At 60.1% G+C, this 17,474-nt stretch carries 11 protein-coding genes; 9 read left to right on the top strand and 2 right to left on the bottom strand.

The annotated features are described in order from the left end of the window. Positions 1-156: 156 nt before the first annotated feature. A complete protein-coding gene (locus J4E00_RS22905) occupies positions 157-2,514 on the bottom strand; it encodes a M1 family metallopeptidase (protein ID WP_208177609.1) in 2,358 nt (785 codons plus the stop codon). A gap of 88 nt (positions 2,515-2,602) precedes the next feature. Next, positions 2,603-3,196, bottom strand: coding sequence for a HupE/UreJ family protein (locus J4E00_RS22900; protein WP_208177608.1), 594 nt, complete (start codon positions 3,194-3,196; stop codon positions 2,603-2,605). A 335-nt stretch (positions 3,197-3,531) separates the two neighbouring features. On the opposite strand from J4E00_RS22900, the gene J4E00_RS22895 reads away from it, so the two are divergent. The 9 genes from J4E00_RS22895 (at position 3,532) to J4E00_RS22855 (ending at position 17,445) form a co-directional block, all read left to right on the top strand. Continuing rightward, positions 3,532-4,005: a hypothetical protein gene (locus J4E00_RS22895; protein WP_208177607.1), complete on the top strand. Its 474-nt coding sequence runs from the start codon at positions 3,532-3,534 to the stop codon at positions 4,003-4,005. A 146-nt stretch (positions 4,006-4,151) separates the two neighbouring features. Beyond that, the gene (locus J4E00_RS22890) at positions 4,152-5,051 is read left to right on the top strand and encodes a hypothetical protein (RefSeq protein WP_208177606.1); all 900 of its coding nucleotides are present in this window, start codon (positions 4,152-4,154) and stop codon (positions 5,049-5,051) included. 567 nt (positions 5,052-5,618) lie between these two features. Beyond that, a complete protein-coding gene (locus tag J4E00_RS22885; RefSeq protein ID WP_208177605.1) occupies positions 5,619-8,057 on the top strand; it encodes a hypothetical protein in 2,439 nt (812 codons plus the stop codon). A gap of 98 nt (positions 8,058-8,155) precedes the next feature. Then, positions 8,156-9,160 (top strand): hypothetical protein, encoded by a 1,005-nt coding sequence (locus J4E00_RS22880; protein WP_208177604.1) that lies wholly within the window; start codon positions 8,156-8,158, stop codon positions 9,158-9,160. Continuing rightward, positions 9,153-10,019, top strand: coding sequence for a hypothetical protein (locus J4E00_RS22875; RefSeq protein WP_208177603.1), 867 nt, complete (start codon positions 9,153-9,155; stop codon positions 10,017-10,019). The genes J4E00_RS22880 and J4E00_RS22875 overlap by 8 nt, the downstream gene beginning before the upstream one ends. A gap of 5 nt (positions 10,020-10,024) precedes the next feature. Beyond that, complete coding sequence (locus J4E00_RS22870) at positions 10,025-10,645, top strand: hypothetical protein (RefSeq protein ID WP_208177602.1); 621 nt, start codon at positions 10,025-10,027, stop codon at positions 10,643-10,645. 107 nt (positions 10,646-10,752) lie between these two features. Continuing rightward, positions 10,753-11,595, top strand: a complete 843-nt coding sequence (locus J4E00_RS22865; RefSeq protein ID WP_208177601.1) for a hypothetical protein — start codon at positions 10,753-10,755, stop codon at positions 11,593-11,595. Between the two features lie 49 nt (positions 11,596-11,644). Continuing rightward, on the top strand, positions 11,645-12,694 hold the full coding sequence (locus J4E00_RS22860; protein WP_208177600.1) for a hypothetical protein: 1,050 nt from the start codon (positions 11,645-11,647) through the stop codon (positions 12,692-12,694). A 68-nt stretch (positions 12,695-12,762) separates the two neighbouring features. Next, complete coding sequence (locus J4E00_RS22855) at positions 12,763-17,445, top strand: hypothetical protein (protein WP_208177599.1); 4,683 nt, start codon at positions 12,763-12,765, stop codon at positions 17,443-17,445. The last annotated feature ends 29 nt before the right edge of the window (positions 17,446-17,474 follow it).

Raw genomic sequence — 17,474 nt, 5'->3', positions numbered from 1 at the left:
AACACCGCGCCCCGCAACCAACTCCAAGAAGTTATCAAACGCTCTTGAACAACAAAAAGCCCCGACTCTGTGCAGAGTCGGGGCTTTTTGCATTACCAGGTTTGTTGCTGATAATTAGACGGATTGCCGCCTCTCGCTCGCCATGACAGGCGATTACTAATTACCGCTGCCTACTGGTTTTTGCTCCAGCTTTTGCATGGGGCTGGCGGAGGCTTTGGGCTGTAACTGCATGGGGTTGGGGGCGGCTTGCTGTTGCTGCTGGAACAGTTCGAAGCGCGAGGCAGCGGGCTGACGCGGGAAGGCGTTGTTGCTCAAATCCGTGTCGGCCGTCTGCTGGAATGGGTCGATAACAAAGCTGATGACGGGCTTCTTGGTTACGATGACTTTGGTCACCTGCTCGTTGTTTTTGCGCCAGATTTCGGCCGGAATGGTCTGGATTTCCTGGGAATTGTCGGCGTAAGTCATTTGCAGAACCACGGGCATTACCAAGCCGCCCGCGTTGCGCAGGTTCAGTTCGTAGAAATTCTGCGAATCGCCGAGGCGCTGCTTCTGCTCTTCTGACAGTGTGCTGAGCATGGCAGTGTAGCGCTGCTGGTCGGCAGGCGTCACGGCCAGGGGGTTGTAGTCGTTGTAGAAGTCCTTCAGTTCAGGCTTTTCTTCTACTAAGGTTTGTTTGATTTCCTCGGCGTTGCGCTGGGCCGTGATGGACTGTGGCGCGGCAGCCTTCTGCTGTTGCAGGCGGGCGTTTTCCACCTGCGGGTTGCGGGTGCTGGCATTGTAGGATTTCACCGATTCGAGCGACAGGTCGGTATGGTCCGTCGTGTAGAACCAGCCGCGCCAGAACCAGTCGAGGTCCACGGCCGAGGCGTCCTCCATGGTACGGAAGAAGTCGGCAGGCGTGGGGTGCTTGTAGGCCCAGCGGGTGGCGTAGGTTTTGAAAGCGTAGTCGAACAGCTCGCGGCCCATCACCGTTTCGCGCAGGATGTTGAGGGCCGTGGCAGGCTTGCCGTAGGCGTTGTTGCCGAATTGCAGCGCCGACTCCGAGTTAATCATAATCGGAGTTTGCAGGCTCTTATCCGTGGCCATGTAGGCCGCGATGTTGCGGGGCTCGCCGCGGCGGCTGGGGTAGTTGCGCTCCCACTCCTGTTCGGTCAGGAACTGCACGAAGGAGTTCAGGCCCTCGTCCATCCAAGTCCACTGCCGCTCGTCGGAGTTGATAATCATCGGGAAGAAGTTGTGGCCCACTTCGTGGATAATCACCGAAATCATCCCGTATTTCCGCTCCGGCGAGTAAGTGCCGTCCTTCTCCGGCCGGCCGCCGTTGAAGCAAATCATGGGGTATTCCATGCCGCCCACCGGGCCGTGCACCGAGATGGCCACCGGGTAGGCGTACGGAATGGTGAACTTCGAGTAGGTCTTAATGGTGTGCGCCACTACCTGCGTCGAGTACTGGCCCCAGAGTGGGTTGCCCTCCTTGGGGTAGTAGCTCATGCACATCACCGGCTTGCCGTTCTGACTGATGCCCATGGCGTCCCAAATGAATTTGCGCGAGCTGGCCCAGGCGAAGTCGCGCACGTTTTTGGCGGCGTAGGTCCAGGTTTTGGTGCCGGTGGCGCGGCTGCTTTCGTTTTTCACGGCCTCGTCCTGGCTCACGATGAGCACGGGCTTCTTGGCAGTTTTGGCCTGCTCGAAGCGCTTGAGCTGGGTGGCGCTGAGGACCTGGGCGGCATTCTGAAGCGTGCCGGTAGCGCCCACGATGTGGTCGGCCGGTGCGGTGATGCTCACCTTGTAATCGCCGAAAGGCAGGGTAAACTCGCCGCTGCCTAAAAACTGCTTGTGCTGCCAGCCTTGGTTATCCGAATACACAGCCATGCGCGGGTAAAACTGCGCGATTTCGTAGAGGTAGTTCTTGTCCTCCGGGAAAAACTCGTAGCCGCTGCGCTCGCTGATTTTCAACTGGTCATTGATGTTATAGTGCCACTTCACATTGAACGAAACCGACTGGTGGGGCCGCAATGGGGTGGGCAAATCCACGCGCATCATGGTGTGGTTAGTCACCGTTTTCAGGGCCTTGCCATCCTTGCTGGTCACGCTCTCGATTTTGAAGCCGCCATCGAAATCGGACAGCAGGCCTTCCACGGCCTGAAACGACATCTTATCCTGTAGCTGGCCAACTTGGGTAGCCGTTGTCATCGAGTTTTTATCCAGAATATTCTGGTCGAGCTGCACCCAGAGGTAGGGCAGCACATCGGGCGAGAGGTTAGTATAGGTGATGGTTTCGCGGCCCGAAATGGCCTGCTTGGCATCGTCCAGCGTGACTTTGATATCGTAGTCGGCCCGCTGCTGCCAGTAATCAGTGCCGGGGGCGCCGCTGGCCGTGCGGTAGGAGTTGGGCGTGGGCAGCATCGTTTCGAGCTGCGCGAATTTGTCGGTGCCGGAATTGGTGGTTTGGGCAGAGGCAGCCTGTGGGCCCGCCACCGCCAGCACCAAACCGACGAATAAAAGACGACGCATAGAAAAAGCGTTAGTGAAAAATCAGAAGAGGAAATAGCCGGGAAAGTCGCTAAAGTTACGTCAGGGTTGCGTGCGGCCATCTGACTACCTACGGCCACAGCTGCTGCATCAGCAGGACCGTGGCAATGCCCAGAGCAGCCCCGCTGGTCGTCAGAAGCCAGTCGCGGCGGGCCACGCGGAGGCTACCCAGCAGCACCGCACCAACCAGCAAAATGCCCGCTACGATGAGGATTTGCCCCAGTTCGACGCCGACGTTGAAAGCCAGCAGTTCCTCTACCGGCCGGCTATTGGGGCCAAGCAAAGTGCGGAGGTAGTTGGAAAAGCCTAGCCCGTGAATGAGACCGAAGCTTAAGGCCAGGGCATTGGGCGCGGCGGCCAGCACCGGCATCCGGCGCGTGAACACCCGGCTGGCCCCGCGCATATTTACCAAGGCCGTAACCATGATGGTAATCGGAATCAGGGCTTCAATAAGCGCTGGCTTGAACGCGACCATGCCCAACGTGGCCAGCGCCAGCGTGAGCGAATGCCCGATGGTGAAGCTCGTGACAAGGGCCAGCACGCGCCGCCAGTCGCTCAGTACGTAGGGCGCGCACAGGGCGAGCAGGAACGTGAGATGGTCGGCCGCGCGCGGCGTGCAGATGTGCAGGAAGCCCAGTTGCAGGTAGGTTACGAATACAGACATCTGTGCGAAGCTGCCCGGTGGGGAAGGTCCGGCAGAATACGAAGGTCGGCGCTTCGACGAAAACACCGTGCAAATCAGAATTTCAGGCTCCTCTAAACCGTGGCGGTAGCGAAGCAATCCGAAGCGCTTCAAAACTATAAATGTGAAATCTCAGGACTTTACGCGGCTAAATAACTATCAATTTTACCTGCATTATAATATTGAATTTCAATTATTTATTTACTATTACTTTATTCCAAAAAGGGATTTTATAACACACTGCTCATTATTTGGAAAGGCGTAATCAGGCCTCTTACTTCGCCTCATCAATCACCCACATTTACACGTCAGTTCCCATGTTGCGCCACGCCTTTTTTCTGCTCCTGCTCGCCGGTCCGGTATCAGCCCAGTCGGTTTCCCCAACCTCGGTTTCGGCCGATTCTGTTCGAGCCGCCGCGCCTGCCCGATTCACTTCCGCCGATACGGTGAGAGCCATCCACCGCATCTATGCAAAGCACCGTCGGATAGGCAACATCATGACCATCGGAGCCATTGGAGCCGATTTGGCCCTGGCCGGCATTTCGGCCGCAGCAGAGGGCGCTCCCAAGCATTCCAACGGGGGTTATGGCTGGGGCGGTGGCGGCATTCATTTCGGCTTTGAGGGCTTTGCCGTGATTTATGGCGTAATCGCGGCGCCAATTATGGGCGTCGGCATTCAGCAGCTCATTGCCTTCGGCCCGAAGCACGAAGCCAAAATGATTGCGCGGTATGAAGCCACGGGCCAGCTGCCGAACAAAATCCGCTGCCGCCTGCGGAAGAACTTACGCTAGGTGCTTTACCTCATTCGCATTCAGTTTCTACTCCAACAGGCTCTTAGCATCATGGCCGATGGCAGCTCCTGAGCTGCTGCCGAAGCGGTGGCAGGTGTAGCAAAAGTCCGGTAAATTGCCGAAAATTTTGTTCTGCCCACTTTTTTATGCTGCACCGCTACGTTCTGGCTTTCCTTCTTTTGCTCACTTTGGGCACGGCTCACGGGCAAACGCCTACACCTGCCTCTACCGGCTGGGTCCCATTCACCCTCAACCGGCAGGATACGGCCCGGGCCGTGCATGAGCTCTTCAAAAGTCGCCGAGGCGGCGGGTTTGGCTGGCTGGCCTTTGGCGGGGCGGGTATGGCAGCGTCCATCATTCCGGCTCAGCAAAGCACCAGTGCCGGTGTCTGGACGCCCGGCGTGGTCATCGGCTCGGGGCTGGCGCTGCTGGGTACCAAGAAGCTCATTCAGTTTGGGTGGGGGCGCGAGCGCCGCGTGCTGCGCGACCTGGCGGCCACCGGCCACCTACCAGCTGGAGTGAGGCGCCGCCTGCGGGGAAACTTTACGCCCCTGCACAGCACCTCTTCAGCCGATAATCCCTTACTGACTAAAGGTGTAGCGCCTGATAATGCTTCCGCTCCGGTTGTTTCGCTGGTGCAGCAGCAGGCCGATGCCCGCCAGGATACCCTCGATGCCATTCAGGGGTATTTCAATGCCAAGCGGCTGGGCGGGCAGCTGCCCATTTTGCTGGCCCTGCCCGGCCTGGGCCTCATGACGGGCGCTACCAAAACGGGGACTTCGACGTCGCCCTACGGGCAAACCCAGAGCAGCGACCCACCCGCAGGCCAGGTGGCCGCCGGTCTGCTGCTGATGGCCGGTGGCGTGACGTATATGTTTGTCCACAACGCCCCTTACTCCGACACGAAGTTCCGCACCCTGCGCGACAACTACCTGGCCGGCAACCCGCTACCGCCATCCGTCCGTACTCACCTCAAGCCCCAGCACCTGGCGGCTGGCCGCAAGTACCGGGAACGCATGGAACGCAAAGCGGCCCGCCGCCGCTAAGTAGCTACGCGCAAGCGTTGCATGAGGCTTCCAGGCCCTGCTTATACGATTCCAGAAAAGGCCCTTCGCGATAATGCGAAGGGCCTTTTTCATTTTCCAAGGCGTGGTTCTGGCGCCAGTGGACGCAGGATGGGGAGCAGGGCTTCCATCCCAAAGTCATCGCATCGTTTTCCGGCGTGACTCACCCTGCGGAAAACCTCTTGCTCCGCTGCGAGCAGCGGCTTATTCACTGTGCGCACTGCAGAAAATCCCGTGGTCCGGGTTGGTGTGCAGCGCCTGTCGCGCTGACCTAAAACAGGTGTTTTCACCTGCTTCCAAGTAGAAATAACGGGTTTTTAAAACGGGTGTTTCTACACGAACCGGGCATGGAATCGGCCAATACATTTGCATTATCAACTCTATCAAAATCATTCACTTACAGACAATACAACTCGCTGCTTATCCGGCACTATTCATCAGGTTTAATAACCCCTGGCGCATTAGCAACATCTTATTTCAGCAGCCCTGGCTTGGGCGGCGCTGGCTCCCGGAAGCTCTTCACTTTACCATCTCCTAACCTTCCCCAACATGCTTGACATCTTAAAGCGAGGCACCGTCCAAATCAGCAACTTTACCTGGGAATACCACGGTGATACTGATGACTCGACCATCTTCTACATCACCCCGCAGCCGGCGTGGATGACGGCCAATGAGCTACCTAAAATTCAACTGGTGCAGTACAACACCAGCGACCCGCTGAACGGTAGCGGCTACTGCACCCTGCAAGTGCAGCTGAGCGTGCCCGACGAGGCCGTGATGGCTGTAACGAGTGACATCAATACGCGGTTTGGGGTGAAGCCACGGTTCCTGACTCTGCCCTTTCAGCCCGGCACCATCGTGGAAATCACGTACCCGGACGGCCAGGGCGGCACGACGGGCCAGCAGGTGGCCGGCAGCGACTTTGGCAGCAACGGTGCCATTTTCCAGTTGGGGCTCGATGCCGACCAGATGAAAACCTTCAAGGAGGTGCTCAATAAGAAGGGCGGCAGTCCGTTTGAGGTGCAGTATAGCATCATCGTGCCTGCCATGATGCCGAGCGTGGAAATGGAGCTGACGTTCGACTCGAAAACCGCGCTCGACTACCAAGTGACCTCGCACGAGCACACCCACTGGGCCAGCTCATCGAGCTACACCTACGACATCAGCAAGCAACTGGCCTCGTCCAACGCCTCCACGGTCCACGTGAAGAAAATAAACCCCAACGTGCCCCAGGAGGTGGTGGATAAGCTGAAAACCTGGGGCCAAAGCGTGATAATGGACTTGGTGGCCAAACAAGTGGCAGCGGCCATTGCGCTGGAAAACAACGCCAGCGGCACCCAGTCATTTAGCGTGTCGCAAATCTCGTCGTTCAGCGAAAAGTACGAAGAAGACCAGACCATTCTGTGGCGCTTGCAGCCCCAGACGGTGCTGCCCAGCTTCGGTGATTTGGGCCTGACCATCCAACAGATTGCTTCGCTGGAGCCGGTGGTAGACAAGCGCAAGTTTGTGGCCCAGGTGACGCCCAAATGCAATTTTGTGGGCAGCGAGAAGTCGCTCAACCCCGCCATTGCTCCAGGCACGGGTCCGTACATGACCGACGCGCAGGAGCTGCAAAGCCTGCAGGTGACCATCAAATACCCCACGCTGGACGACAAGCCGGAACGGACGCACACGTTCACCGACAGCACCCCGTTTACCTGGGAGGCCGACTGGGACGACATGGCCGGCGGCGTATACTCGCTGGAATATATGGCCGTGTACAAGGACCCGAAGCAGCCGTCGGTGAGTGGTGAGGTACAAGGCATTGAGGCCTCGGCCTATACCATTACACTGGAGCTCATCGGCATCCTCAACGTGACGTTTGATGCTAGCATCTTCTTCGCCAATAAGAAGGTGAGCACCGTGGTTAAGGAGATTATTGTTGATTTTGTCTTTAATATTCCGCAGGCTCCGCCGGTACTGGAGCGCTTTACGCTTGATAGCACGAACGCCACGCACAACATCACCAGCCTGTCGGCCGCGCCCATCAATACGGACTACGTTTACACCGTCACTTACATTTTCAAGGACGACGCGAAGGCCAACCCCTACACGTCTGACGCCAAGCAGCAAAACGGGCAGTGGATATACCTCAATCAGCCCGACCTGGTGCAGTCGGTATCGGTGGTGGTCGACATGGACAATGTGTATAAGGCCGAGGTGAACGTGTACTACGAAGGGGAGCCGTACTTCCCCGAAATCCCGGCTAGCAAGGTCCTGCCCCGCCCCACGCAGGAAAGCCCCATTCAACTGGTGTTTCCGGAAGATTCGACAGCCACTGACCAGCCACGGCCCCGGTTCCAGCTGCAAACCATCAGCCTGCCGGCCTATAGCGCCGATAGTGCCAAGGGGGAGAACAAGGCGAGCCCCACGGAGCAGGACCTCTACTTGTTTGCCAACTCTAAGCTCTCGCCGCTGATGATTCATGCCTCGCTGATTACCAGCGACATGGACCAGTACGACTTCGGGCCGTACCTGTTCAATCCGCAGAGTGTGGTGTTCTTCTCGATGAGCGCTGCGAAGACCTTCGCCATGATTACGGCCGACCCTGGCATCGTGGACTGGACGAATCTGACCTGCATCAATGTGCGCATCAAGGCCGTGCGCTACATACCGTCCACTTCAACCGGCACCCTGCTGGATGGAGTTGAAGAAGGCACGAAAGCCACCTATGCCAAGAACATTGCCGTGCAGGCCATGACGCTGGATACCACGAAAGAACACTCGTACGCGGTGCATTTCCCGCTCACCAGCCTGCCCATGAATTTCACGGAGATGGAGTTTGACTGGGTGGCCGAGTACGTGTACAAAGACGGTATGAAGCTGGCCCAGGGTACGCAGCAAGGCACCTTGGTTGCCCTGCCCAAAGCCGCGACCACTGCCCCTCCGGCCTCTGCCGCCAAAGGCGTACGCCAATGGAAGCCAAACGGTGCCGTGCTGGCCTACTAACCCAGGCTTTTGTGCGTTGCTCGTTGTCAGGCCATCTAAAACGGACAACGAGCAACGCACAATTAAAAACGGACAACGAACAACTAAAAAACAACCCCATGGCCCCTGCCCTATCAGCGCCGGCCCAGCGTGGCCTCGACATTTCGCGCCAGCATTTTCCGGCCGCTGCCGCCCAGCTTGATGCCGTGCTGCCGCACCTGCTGAAGCCCTTGCTCACGGATAAGGCCGACCCGGCGCGCTGGAGCACCAGTTTGCTCACCGATGGCGGCTATCCCTTCGAGTTTACCTGCACCACGCTCAACGACAGCATTCGCTACACGTTGGAAGTAGCGCCCGCCAGGGAAGAGCCGGCCCGGCGCCTCAGCCAGGCGCGGGAACTGGTGGAGCCGCTGCTGGGCCGCTCGCTGGCCGACGACCCGCTCCTGGCGCTGCTCACGCAGATTCAGGCGCCCAGCGGCCTGCGCTACGGGGCCTGGCTGGGCGTGCGCCACTCGGCCCACGACACGGCCTACAAGCTCTACGCCGAGGTGCCGCCCGCCGGGCAAGCCACGGCGCTGGCCTACCTCAACGCCCGCCTGCAACGGCCGGTGGGCGTGCAGGGCCGGGCCATCGTGCTCCAGATGATTGGCTGGTACCCAGCCACCGGCGAGCTGGAATTCTACTTCCGCGTTGATGAGTTGCGGCCCTGGGAGCTACCCGCCCTGATGCAGCCACAGGGCCTGGAATCGAATTACAAAACTGTGCTCGATGCGTTTCAGCTGGCCTACGGCCGGCCCATGCACCAGGAACTGCCGGGCCCAATTTTTGGCTTCAGCTACACCCTGCCTGCCCAAGACCCGGCCCCGCGCCTGTTCTCGTTCTACACTTTTGCCGAAACGATGTTCGGGGCGGATGCTTACGCGCACCGTAAGCTGGGACGCTACTTCGAAAAATGCGGCGTCGACATGGCGTACTACCACGACCTGAGCGGCCCCACCGCGGCGCACGAGGGCCACTGGATGCACCACGGCATGTTTGGCGTGACGGTGGGCCTGGGCACGCCGGCCATCTCGCACATTGGCTTGCGCCCGCCGGGTGCAGGATTAGGCCATAGCAATGAGTGATTTTGATACGCTGGTGGCCGGCATTTGCGCCCGGCAGTCGCCCGGTGGGGTTTTTCTCTCCACGGTGCGCCTGCCCTATGGCGAAGTGGAGGACAAGAACTGCTTTGTGACCGGGCTGGTGCTGCGCGAGCTGGCCCATGTGCCGGCCACGCCGGCCCTAGCCGAAGCCAAACGCAAAGCCTATGCTTTTCTACTTCGCAGCAAGTACCCGGTTTACCCCTACTCGTTCGCGTTCTACCCGCAGCAATTCCCACCGTTCTGGCTGCGTACGGCTCTCTACCCCGATGCCGACGACACAGCAGTTATTGCCCTGGAGCTGGTGCGGGCGGGCTACTGGCCCGCCGAAGCCCTCCCTTACATCGCCGAAAACTACCTACTGAAATACCGGGCCACTGGCCCCCTGCGCCACCAACTGGCGCACAGCTGGCAGCCCGAAGGCGTGTTCCTGACCTGGTTTACCACGGCCAACGTGGCCAACCCCATCGACTGCTGCGCCAACACCAACGTGGTAGCCATGCTGGCCTGGGCCGGCCTGCAGGCCACCGCCGGCTACCCCGAAGCCTGCGCCATGATAAACGAAGCCGCCGCCTTGGTGGCCGACGCGCCGCAACGCACGGCGCACTTCACACCCTATTACCCGCACCCAGCCGAGTGGCACTACGCCCTCGAGCACGCCGTGGCCGCCGGGGCCAGTGAGCTACAGCCGGCCCTGGAAGCCCTGCGCACCATCCCCAACATCAGGGCTGTGGCAGGCCCCGCGCCGCTCTGCTCTGATGCCGCCGGTGAAATCCACTGGACGGCCGAAGTACTCACGCTGGCCCGCCAGCTGCGGCAGCAATTTTCTTCACCAACCTCCTAACCATCATGGCCGGTATCATCAACGCAGCGAGCCAGGGCACTTACTCCGAGGCCGGGGTCGACTGGACGTATTTTCAGGACATCGACGATAGCAGCATCTTCTACATTGTGCCGGTACCTACGCTGGCCATGCAAAGCGGTGCGCCGCAGTTCCACCTCACCGAGTATGTGGACAAGACCGGCCAGTTTATCTCGGCGCAGTGCCAGCTAACCACCATTCTGGCGGTGCCGGCTCCCATCATTCTGGCGGTTAAAACCCTGCTTCAGAACAAGGGCGTGGCAAACCCGCAGTACCAGGCGATGAACTTCATCGACATCCCGCAGGGCGGCGTCGACCCCAACCGGGCCTCGCTCAACTACGCCGATGCAGGCGGCACGGTGAGCGGCACGGTGCAAACGTTGCCCTCGCTGAGCGGCAGCCAGACCGCCGTTTTTACCGTGAGCGACATGCCGCCAGCGGCGGTGGCCCTGTTTAAGGCCTGGTTCGGCGGCAACACGGCGGCCGGCCTCGTGAACGTGGTGTACCGGCTCACGGCCTGGGCCCGACTGGGCAACATCACGGCGCAGGTGCACTTCGACTCGCAGGCGGCCTACACCTACCAGCGCACTTTCAAGTGGGTGCGCTAGCCCCGGCGGCCCTTTTCCACTTCGCCTGTCATCTAATTACGACGTTCCGAATGGCTTATTTATTTCACCAAAACATGCGGCGCTATGGGGGCGGCTATAGCCCCAGAATGCGCAATCAGGCTTATAACAACGCGGTGGGTGGCGGCTTTGCCAACATTGTGGCGGGGCTGGGCGTCGGCATGGCGCCGGTGGCGGTGGCTGGCTTCACTGAAATCACGAACAACCGTTCCTCCCGCACTGCTCTGACCAATTCGTGCGCACGGCTGGGAGCCAATTTCGTGGGCAATGTATCCTGTGGCATCACCGCACTGGCCAGAGGCCCCGAATACATTGGATTGGGCCGCAACCCGGCGTATCCGCTGGTGGGCGTGGGGCGGATTTTGTTCCAGATTGGAGGCGGCGTGATGCTGCTGCACCAACGCGCCGCGACCACGGCCGCGCTCAACAACCTGGGCCTGCCGCCTACTTCATCGGCCGACTACCGGGGCTTGGTATACATCATCGTCACGACGCCAGCTGGCAACATTGCGGTGGGGTTTCTGCACAATCTCTACACTTTACAGGCCAACCGTGTTACGGTAGCAGCACAGATTGGCAACATGCTGAACCGGATGGGGGCTGCAAGCAACGGGCTGCCCGCCGTGCCGCTGGTGGCGCGCTATATGGGTGGCGACTTTAACGTGGGTTTCATCACGCCACGCGGGGGGGCCGACGGCTACTCGGCCAATGCCCCTTTCTACCCAGCTGGGGCCGCCGGCATGGGCACTACCTACAGCGGCAGCCTCTACGACTATTGGTATTCCGACATCGCAGGAGCAGCGCCCCCTGGCCTGATTGTGCCTGTGGCTTCGGCCAGCTCAATTACAATGGATGCTGGGCCGGGCGCGGGCTTAGCGGGCCTGGCTCAGCGCATGTCGGACCACACCGCCACCATGCTGCAAATCATTTAGCACCATTGGCCGATGCGGTTTTTTATTTTCAATTCCAAGCTGGTATATCATGGCGCAGACTAACATCATGACCTGGAACCTGGGCAAATACGGCCCCAACGAACACCTAGCCACGCAGGTCCAGTACGTGCAGTTCGTGGCCTCCGTGATGCAGTATACGGGCACCAACCTCATTGGCTTCTGCGGCATTTATGCCGGCCTGGCCGAGGCCTTTTCTACGGCCCTCATCAATGAGCTCGACAACCGCGACCGGCAGCCCGACAAGTGGCGCGCCCAAGCCAGCCCGCAGCTGGGCCTGGGCCGCAACGAGCAGTATTGCTTTGTGTGGAACAGCGAAAAATTCCTGCCCAGCAAGACCAGCCTCACCGACTACTTCCAATACGATTTCCCGCTGCCATTCGACTCGAAGAACATTTTTGGTTTTCCACGTGTGCACACCAAGTCGCAGGATATGCCACCGTATCTGGGGTATTTCCAGCTCCTCGACGCTGCCACCACCAAGTACCTGGCGGTGGTCCTGTTTCATGCGCCGGCGTGGGATGGGGACAGCGGCCGAACCATAGGGCTGGCCTGCGATACCATTCCGCTGGTCCCGGCTTTTCAACAAGGCGACGGCCTGCTGCTCATGGGTACGTTCAATGTGCCGATTGATGACAACGTGGACACACCAAATTCAAACGGTGCGTGGGCGTTTAATAACCTGGCCGGCCCCAAAGGGCCCTATCAGCAGCTCACCCAGAACGTACCCAACCGCCTGGCAACCAACGCCAGCGTGGCCATGAGCATGGAAGAGGCCCTGGTGCAAACGGCCGACAACCTCTTCTTCCGCAAGACGTCCGAGCTCAAGGGCTTCAGCTGCACCAACATGGGCGTGGCCAACATCTTCGACCACGTCTTTAACACCTACAATACCAGCACCGACAAATGGATGACGGCTCCACTGGGCCCGCCGCTGGCTAACCTGGAGCGCCTCATTGCCGACGCCGACGACGTGCTGGCTCTGCCTGACGGCAGCTATGCCAAGCTGGAAGATGCCTTCCGGGCCTACCGCGGGCTCGTCAGCGCCTACCTGCCCATCGGGTTCACCCTCACTTATTAGCCCGGCTTTGGCTGGGGCATGGTGGCTTGCCCTGCGGCAGGCCCGGCACCCTTTTACCCTTTCCGTCCATGGATTTCTCGACCCTGCAAGCCACCGTGACCGGGCAATACGATGCTCAGGCGCAAACCTTTAGCTTCGACCCGGCACCGTACGAGTCGCAGGCCATTACCGATTTGCTCGCCAACGTTGTGGAGCAGCAAGCCTGGCAGCTGACTGGCGCAGCCGCCCCGCAAGTCGACGCCTCCGGCCAGACTATCGCCGTCAGTGGCGTGGCCAGCAGCTTCTACGAGCACGCCGATGCGGCCCTGACCATGGTGTTTTTTCTGAGCGGAGGCAGCGCACAGGTACTCATCAAGCTGGATTTGACAGCCGACTGGAGCTTCACCACCGCATTTCCGGAGCTCCAGGGCACGGTGTTCGATGAGGTGGGCCTGGAAAGCGGCACGGTACCGAAGTACGTCTTTGCCTCGGCCGACTACACCGACAGCACCCTCGAAAACGGTATTTTCGTCCCCAATCTGAACTTCTACGGCAGTGTGGCCCCGGCCAGCACCAGCCCCACGTTTGGCCCACTGATGAGCGTGCTGGGCAAGTTTGTGCACACCACGGCCGTGGGCCCGCTGGCCATCTACGATGGCACGCCGACCATGACGCTCACGCTCGGCTTCCAGCAAACGCTCACCCAGTACGTGCCGCTGCTGGCCAACCACGTTGAAATTCAGCTGGTGTGCCGCCTCGATGACCTGACCAACGAAGTAGGACTGCTGCTGGGCACCAAGTTTGATTTTGGCAACAACAAAGGCCTCGAAATCTATACCCTGCTCACCCCGATGCCCCTCGGGATTATGACCTTCACGGGCCGCTTCAGCAATATCGCGTTGCCCACACCCACGCAGTTTGCCCAGGAATTCCAGAACCTCATCGGCGGCAACGACCTCTACGAGGCCCTGCCCAGCGAGTACCAGGCCAGCACCGACTTATACCTGAAAACCATCAGCGTGGGCATTGGCACGAGCTCGCTGAAGCCGGTGGTAGTGGCGCTGGAAATCGGGATGCCGGCCGGAGGTACCGGCTGGCAGCTGGGTGACTTCGCCAACGTGTCGCAGGTAGTCGTGACGGCCAACGTGCAAAACCCGTTCGACTCGGCCACTCGCCTCATTGCCCTGGCTGTGGGCGGCCAGCTCTCGCTGCCCACGGCTGGCCAGCCCATTGCCCTGAACGTGCGGGCTTCGGCCAACTTCGCGGCGGACAAGCCGGCCGAGTACGAGGTGCAGGCGGGTCTGGCGCCAGGCAGCGCGCTCACCATCCCGGTGGGCGACATCGTGAACAAGTACCTGCCAGCAGCCATCAATCTGCCCGACATTACCCTGAACCAGCTGGGCGTGGATTTCAAGTTCCGCAAGCCCAACAACTCCTACGCCCTCTACGCTGGCCTCGACCCCAGCAAACCGCTCAGGTTCGAGTTTGGCGGCACCACCGCGTTTGAAGTGCTGTACGCCAACTTCCACATTGCCAACGATGGCACCGCCACCACCGGCGGCATGGTGGGCGGCATGAAACTGTTTTCCGTCGAAACCGACTTCGAGTACCAGACGCCCGGCGACTTCAAAGTCACGGCCCTGATTCCGTCGTTCGACGTCGACATCAAGGAAATTGCCGACGGCCTGCTGCCCACGGCCTGGGAGCTGCCCGACTGGCTGCCGGTCATTCCATTTCCGCAAACCAGCCTGTACGTGCAGCGCAAGGGCAGTGGCGTGGCGGCTACCTACACGTTTGCCGTGCTGGCGCAGCCCTCGTTTGGCTCCATTGTGCTGCAGGTGCTGAAGCAGAGCACCGGCTGGGCCTTTGCCGCCGGCCTGCAGCTGAACGCGCCCAAAATCGCCGCCTTCGACTCGCTGAGCATGCTCAAGGGCATGGACGTAATGTTTAAGGTCAACGAGCTGGTGTTCGTGTTCACGTCGGCCAACCTGGCCGGCGGCTTCCAGTTTCCGCTCACCACCGATTTTCAGGGCGGCACCGGCAAGAACATTCAGGTGCCCAACTGGGCCGGGCCAGTGAAGGCCGGCTTCTACTTCTACGGCAGCATGCAGCTGAACATCGAGGAGCAGGAAAACCTGAAGTTGGTGCCCATGATGCTCGGCCTCGACATCGACCTGAAGTTTAACCTGTTCGTTTTCATCGGCCTGCAGCCCACCCAGAACGCCTTCGTGCAAGCCGGCATCGAGGGCAAAATCAACGACACGACCCTGCTCAAGGGCAACATCGGCGCGCGCATGGAGGCCGGCGAGCCGCAGTTCTACCTCGAAGGCATTGTGACTACGGTCATTGAGGACGGCTCGGGCAAGAAGCAGGATTTATCGTCGTGCAGCGCGGCCAATATGAGCGACTGCCTCACGGCCGGCGTGGCCTTCGAGCTCACGCCCAACGCCGCCTTTCTGAGCGTGTCGATGATTGGCACAGTCACTTTCGGGCCCATTACGCTCTCAAACCTCGTCGTGGTAGTGGGCATTAATTTTGAAGGCATTCCGAGCCTCGGCTTTGCCGCCCAGATTGACTTGCAGGCCTACGGCACCAGCTACGATTCGTCGCTGGCCTTCTTCTTCGACTCCGGCGACCCCGCCAAGAGCCTGTTTGCCGGGGCCATCAGCGACGTTACCCTCAAGCAGATTGCCGATACCGTGGTGGGTGCGGTGACGGGCGGCGACAAGCCCCCGGTCTGGCTCGACGACCTGCTGGCCCAGGTGGGCGTAAGCGGCACCGACACCTTCTACCTGCCCGCCGGCACGGCCACCGCGCTGAACGCCAAGAAATTTGACGAAATCAACGTGGCCTTCGACCAGGCCGGACCGGGTGGCCCCTACTCGTTCAGCCTGAACTCCAGCCTGTTGATAGTGGGTGAAACCGACCTGGACGAGCCCGGCGTGTGGTTCATCACCGACTACCCGGCCAGCAATGTCATCATGCACTACGAGTTGCACACCGAGCACGACGGCCGCATTCGGGTGGCGCTGGAGCCGCAGTTCTACTACTGCATGCCGCCCGGTGGCGGCAGCGTCACGCTGGGTCCGCCCAGTGCCGGGCTCACGTTCAACCCGGGCGTGTTCCTGGCTGGCCAGCTCGATGTGTTCATGCTGCACCTGGTGGTGAAGCTCGAAATCATCCCCAGCAAGGGCTTCGCGGTCGATGTGAAGCTGACTGACCCCATTGTCATCGTCAAGGACTACCTTTCCCTGACCGGCAACCAGGACCCCACCAAGGGCCCGCAGTTCAGCATGGCCACCTACCCCACGCAGGTGCCCACGCCCGAAGCCTTGGTCGCACAAGCTGCTTTGGCGGCGCCAAAAAAACGTATTCGCGGCAAAAAAGCGCTGATGGCGGCGGCCGAGGCCACTACCACGCGGCCGGCCCACTTCTTCCTCGATGGCAAAGTCGATTTCCTGGGCCTACACGTCGCCACTACCATCGACGTCACCACAGCCGGGCTGCTGCTGGATTTCGCCGCCTCCATCGGCGACGACTCGCTCGGAGCCGGGCTGGCCGTGAAAACTTCGCTGAACTCCGACACCGGCTTTAGCTTCGACATCAACGGCAACGTGCACATCAACGACCCGGAATTTGAGCTGTTCAACATCAAGCTTGGCAAGTTGGACCTGAAGGTGCTCATTGAGGTGGGCCTCTCGTTCGGCATCAACGCCGACGGCGCTTTCCTACACCTCAAGGAATCGGTGTTCGAGTTTGGCTCCATCAAGTTTACCATCCCGGGCCTGGACCTGGACGTGAACGCGCAACGGCTTTCCGACATCCCCGGCATCATTTACGACGCGGTGAAGAACCTGATTTGGGAATTCCTCAAAGATGCCGCGCACTGGCTCGAATGGATTGGCCAGGAGCTCATCAAGGGCTTCGAGGACATTGCAGAAGTGCTGGAAGAAATCTACAACGCCATTGCCAGCGTGTGGGGCAACGAAAAGCGCATCGTGGTGGCCATCAGCGAGTCATTCTCGGCGTCGCAAAGCACCACCATCAAGCTTATTCCCGACAAGCCGGGCAATGGCATTACCCAGGAAATGCTGGATTCGGCCCGCGCCTGGGCCGAGCAAACGGCCGAATTCGCCGCCACCCAGGCCATCATTAAGCAAGTCAAGGAAACCTCGCCCGACGACGTGGGCAAGTTCCAGGTCAACTCGGTGCAGAGCCTGGATTTCCAGTACGAGTTGCAACAGAACCAAAACTGGTTTCTGGAGCCGAACGGGCCCCTGCCGTCGCTCACCGCCCTGGGCTTCCAGAACCCGTTCTCGGACCCCCGCTTCTACAACCAGAGCACGGCCGTGCGCAAGTTCCAGCCGTCCATCAGCATCAACGCCGACTTCAACAATACGGTGTCGCGCGTGACCGTCACGGTCCGCTACAACGGCGTCGACATGGGCAAGCCCTACATCTTCACCTCCAAAGTCGCACGCGCCTTCAGTGCGGCCTGGGTTAACGATGCAGGCGAGAACTTCGAGCTGAAATACGACGTGCTTTACACCGACTCCAAAACCCTCAGCACGGACTGGATGCCCCAAAAAGGCCCCGTCGTGCAGCTTCTGGTCGGCGACTCGCCCGCGTTCCGCATGGCCAAACGGGCAACCCGGAGCCTGGTCGCCGGCAGCAAGCCCAAGGCAGGCAGGCCGGCAACCGGCAAGGCTGCGAGCAAGCCCAAGGCAAGCACTGGCAAGCCGACCAAGCCCCGTGGCAAGAAGGAAAGCTGAGGCCAACTAAGCGGGTCCTGAGCCTGTAA

This window comes from Hymenobacter negativus (assembly GCF_017571495.1).
In the GTDB taxonomy this organism is placed as follows: Bacteria; Bacteroidota; Bacteroidia; order Cytophagales; family Hymenobacteraceae; genus Hymenobacter; species Hymenobacter negativus.
Note: the sequence above shows the minus strand (reverse complement) of the source record. Positions and strands in the feature narration are given on the sequence as shown.

Coding starts and splice junctions, on each gene's coding strand:
- J4E00_RS22905 (WP_208177609.1), bottom strand. CDS start 2,514: ATGCGTCGTCTTTTATTCGTCGGTTTGGTGCTGGCGGTGGCGGGCCCA.
- J4E00_RS22900 (WP_208177608.1), bottom strand. CDS start 3,196: ATGTCTGTATTCGTAACCTACCTGCAACTGGGCTTCCTGCACATCTGC.
- J4E00_RS22895 (WP_208177607.1), top strand. CDS start 3,532: ATGTTGCGCCACGCCTTTTTTCTGCTCCTGCTCGCCGGTCCGGTATCA.
- J4E00_RS22890 (WP_208177606.1), top strand. CDS start 4,152: ATGCTGCACCGCTACGTTCTGGCTTTCCTTCTTTTGCTCACTTTGGGC.
- J4E00_RS22885 (WP_208177605.1), top strand. CDS start 5,619: ATGCTTGACATCTTAAAGCGAGGCACCGTCCAAATCAGCAACTTTACC.
- J4E00_RS22880 (WP_208177604.1), top strand. CDS start 8,156: ATGGCCCCTGCCCTATCAGCGCCGGCCCAGCGTGGCCTCGACATTTCG.
- J4E00_RS22875 (WP_208177603.1), top strand. CDS start 9,153: ATGAGTGATTTTGATACGCTGGTGGCCGGCATTTGCGCCCGGCAGTCG.
- J4E00_RS22870 (WP_208177602.1), top strand. CDS start 10,025: ATGGCCGGTATCATCAACGCAGCGAGCCAGGGCACTTACTCCGAGGCC.
- J4E00_RS22865 (WP_208177601.1), top strand. CDS start 10,753: ATGCGCAATCAGGCTTATAACAACGCGGTGGGTGGCGGCTTTGCCAAC.
- J4E00_RS22860 (WP_208177600.1), top strand. CDS start 11,645: ATGGCGCAGACTAACATCATGACCTGGAACCTGGGCAAATACGGCCCC.
- J4E00_RS22855 (WP_208177599.1), top strand. CDS start 12,763: ATGGATTTCTCGACCCTGCAAGCCACCGTGACCGGGCAATACGATGCT.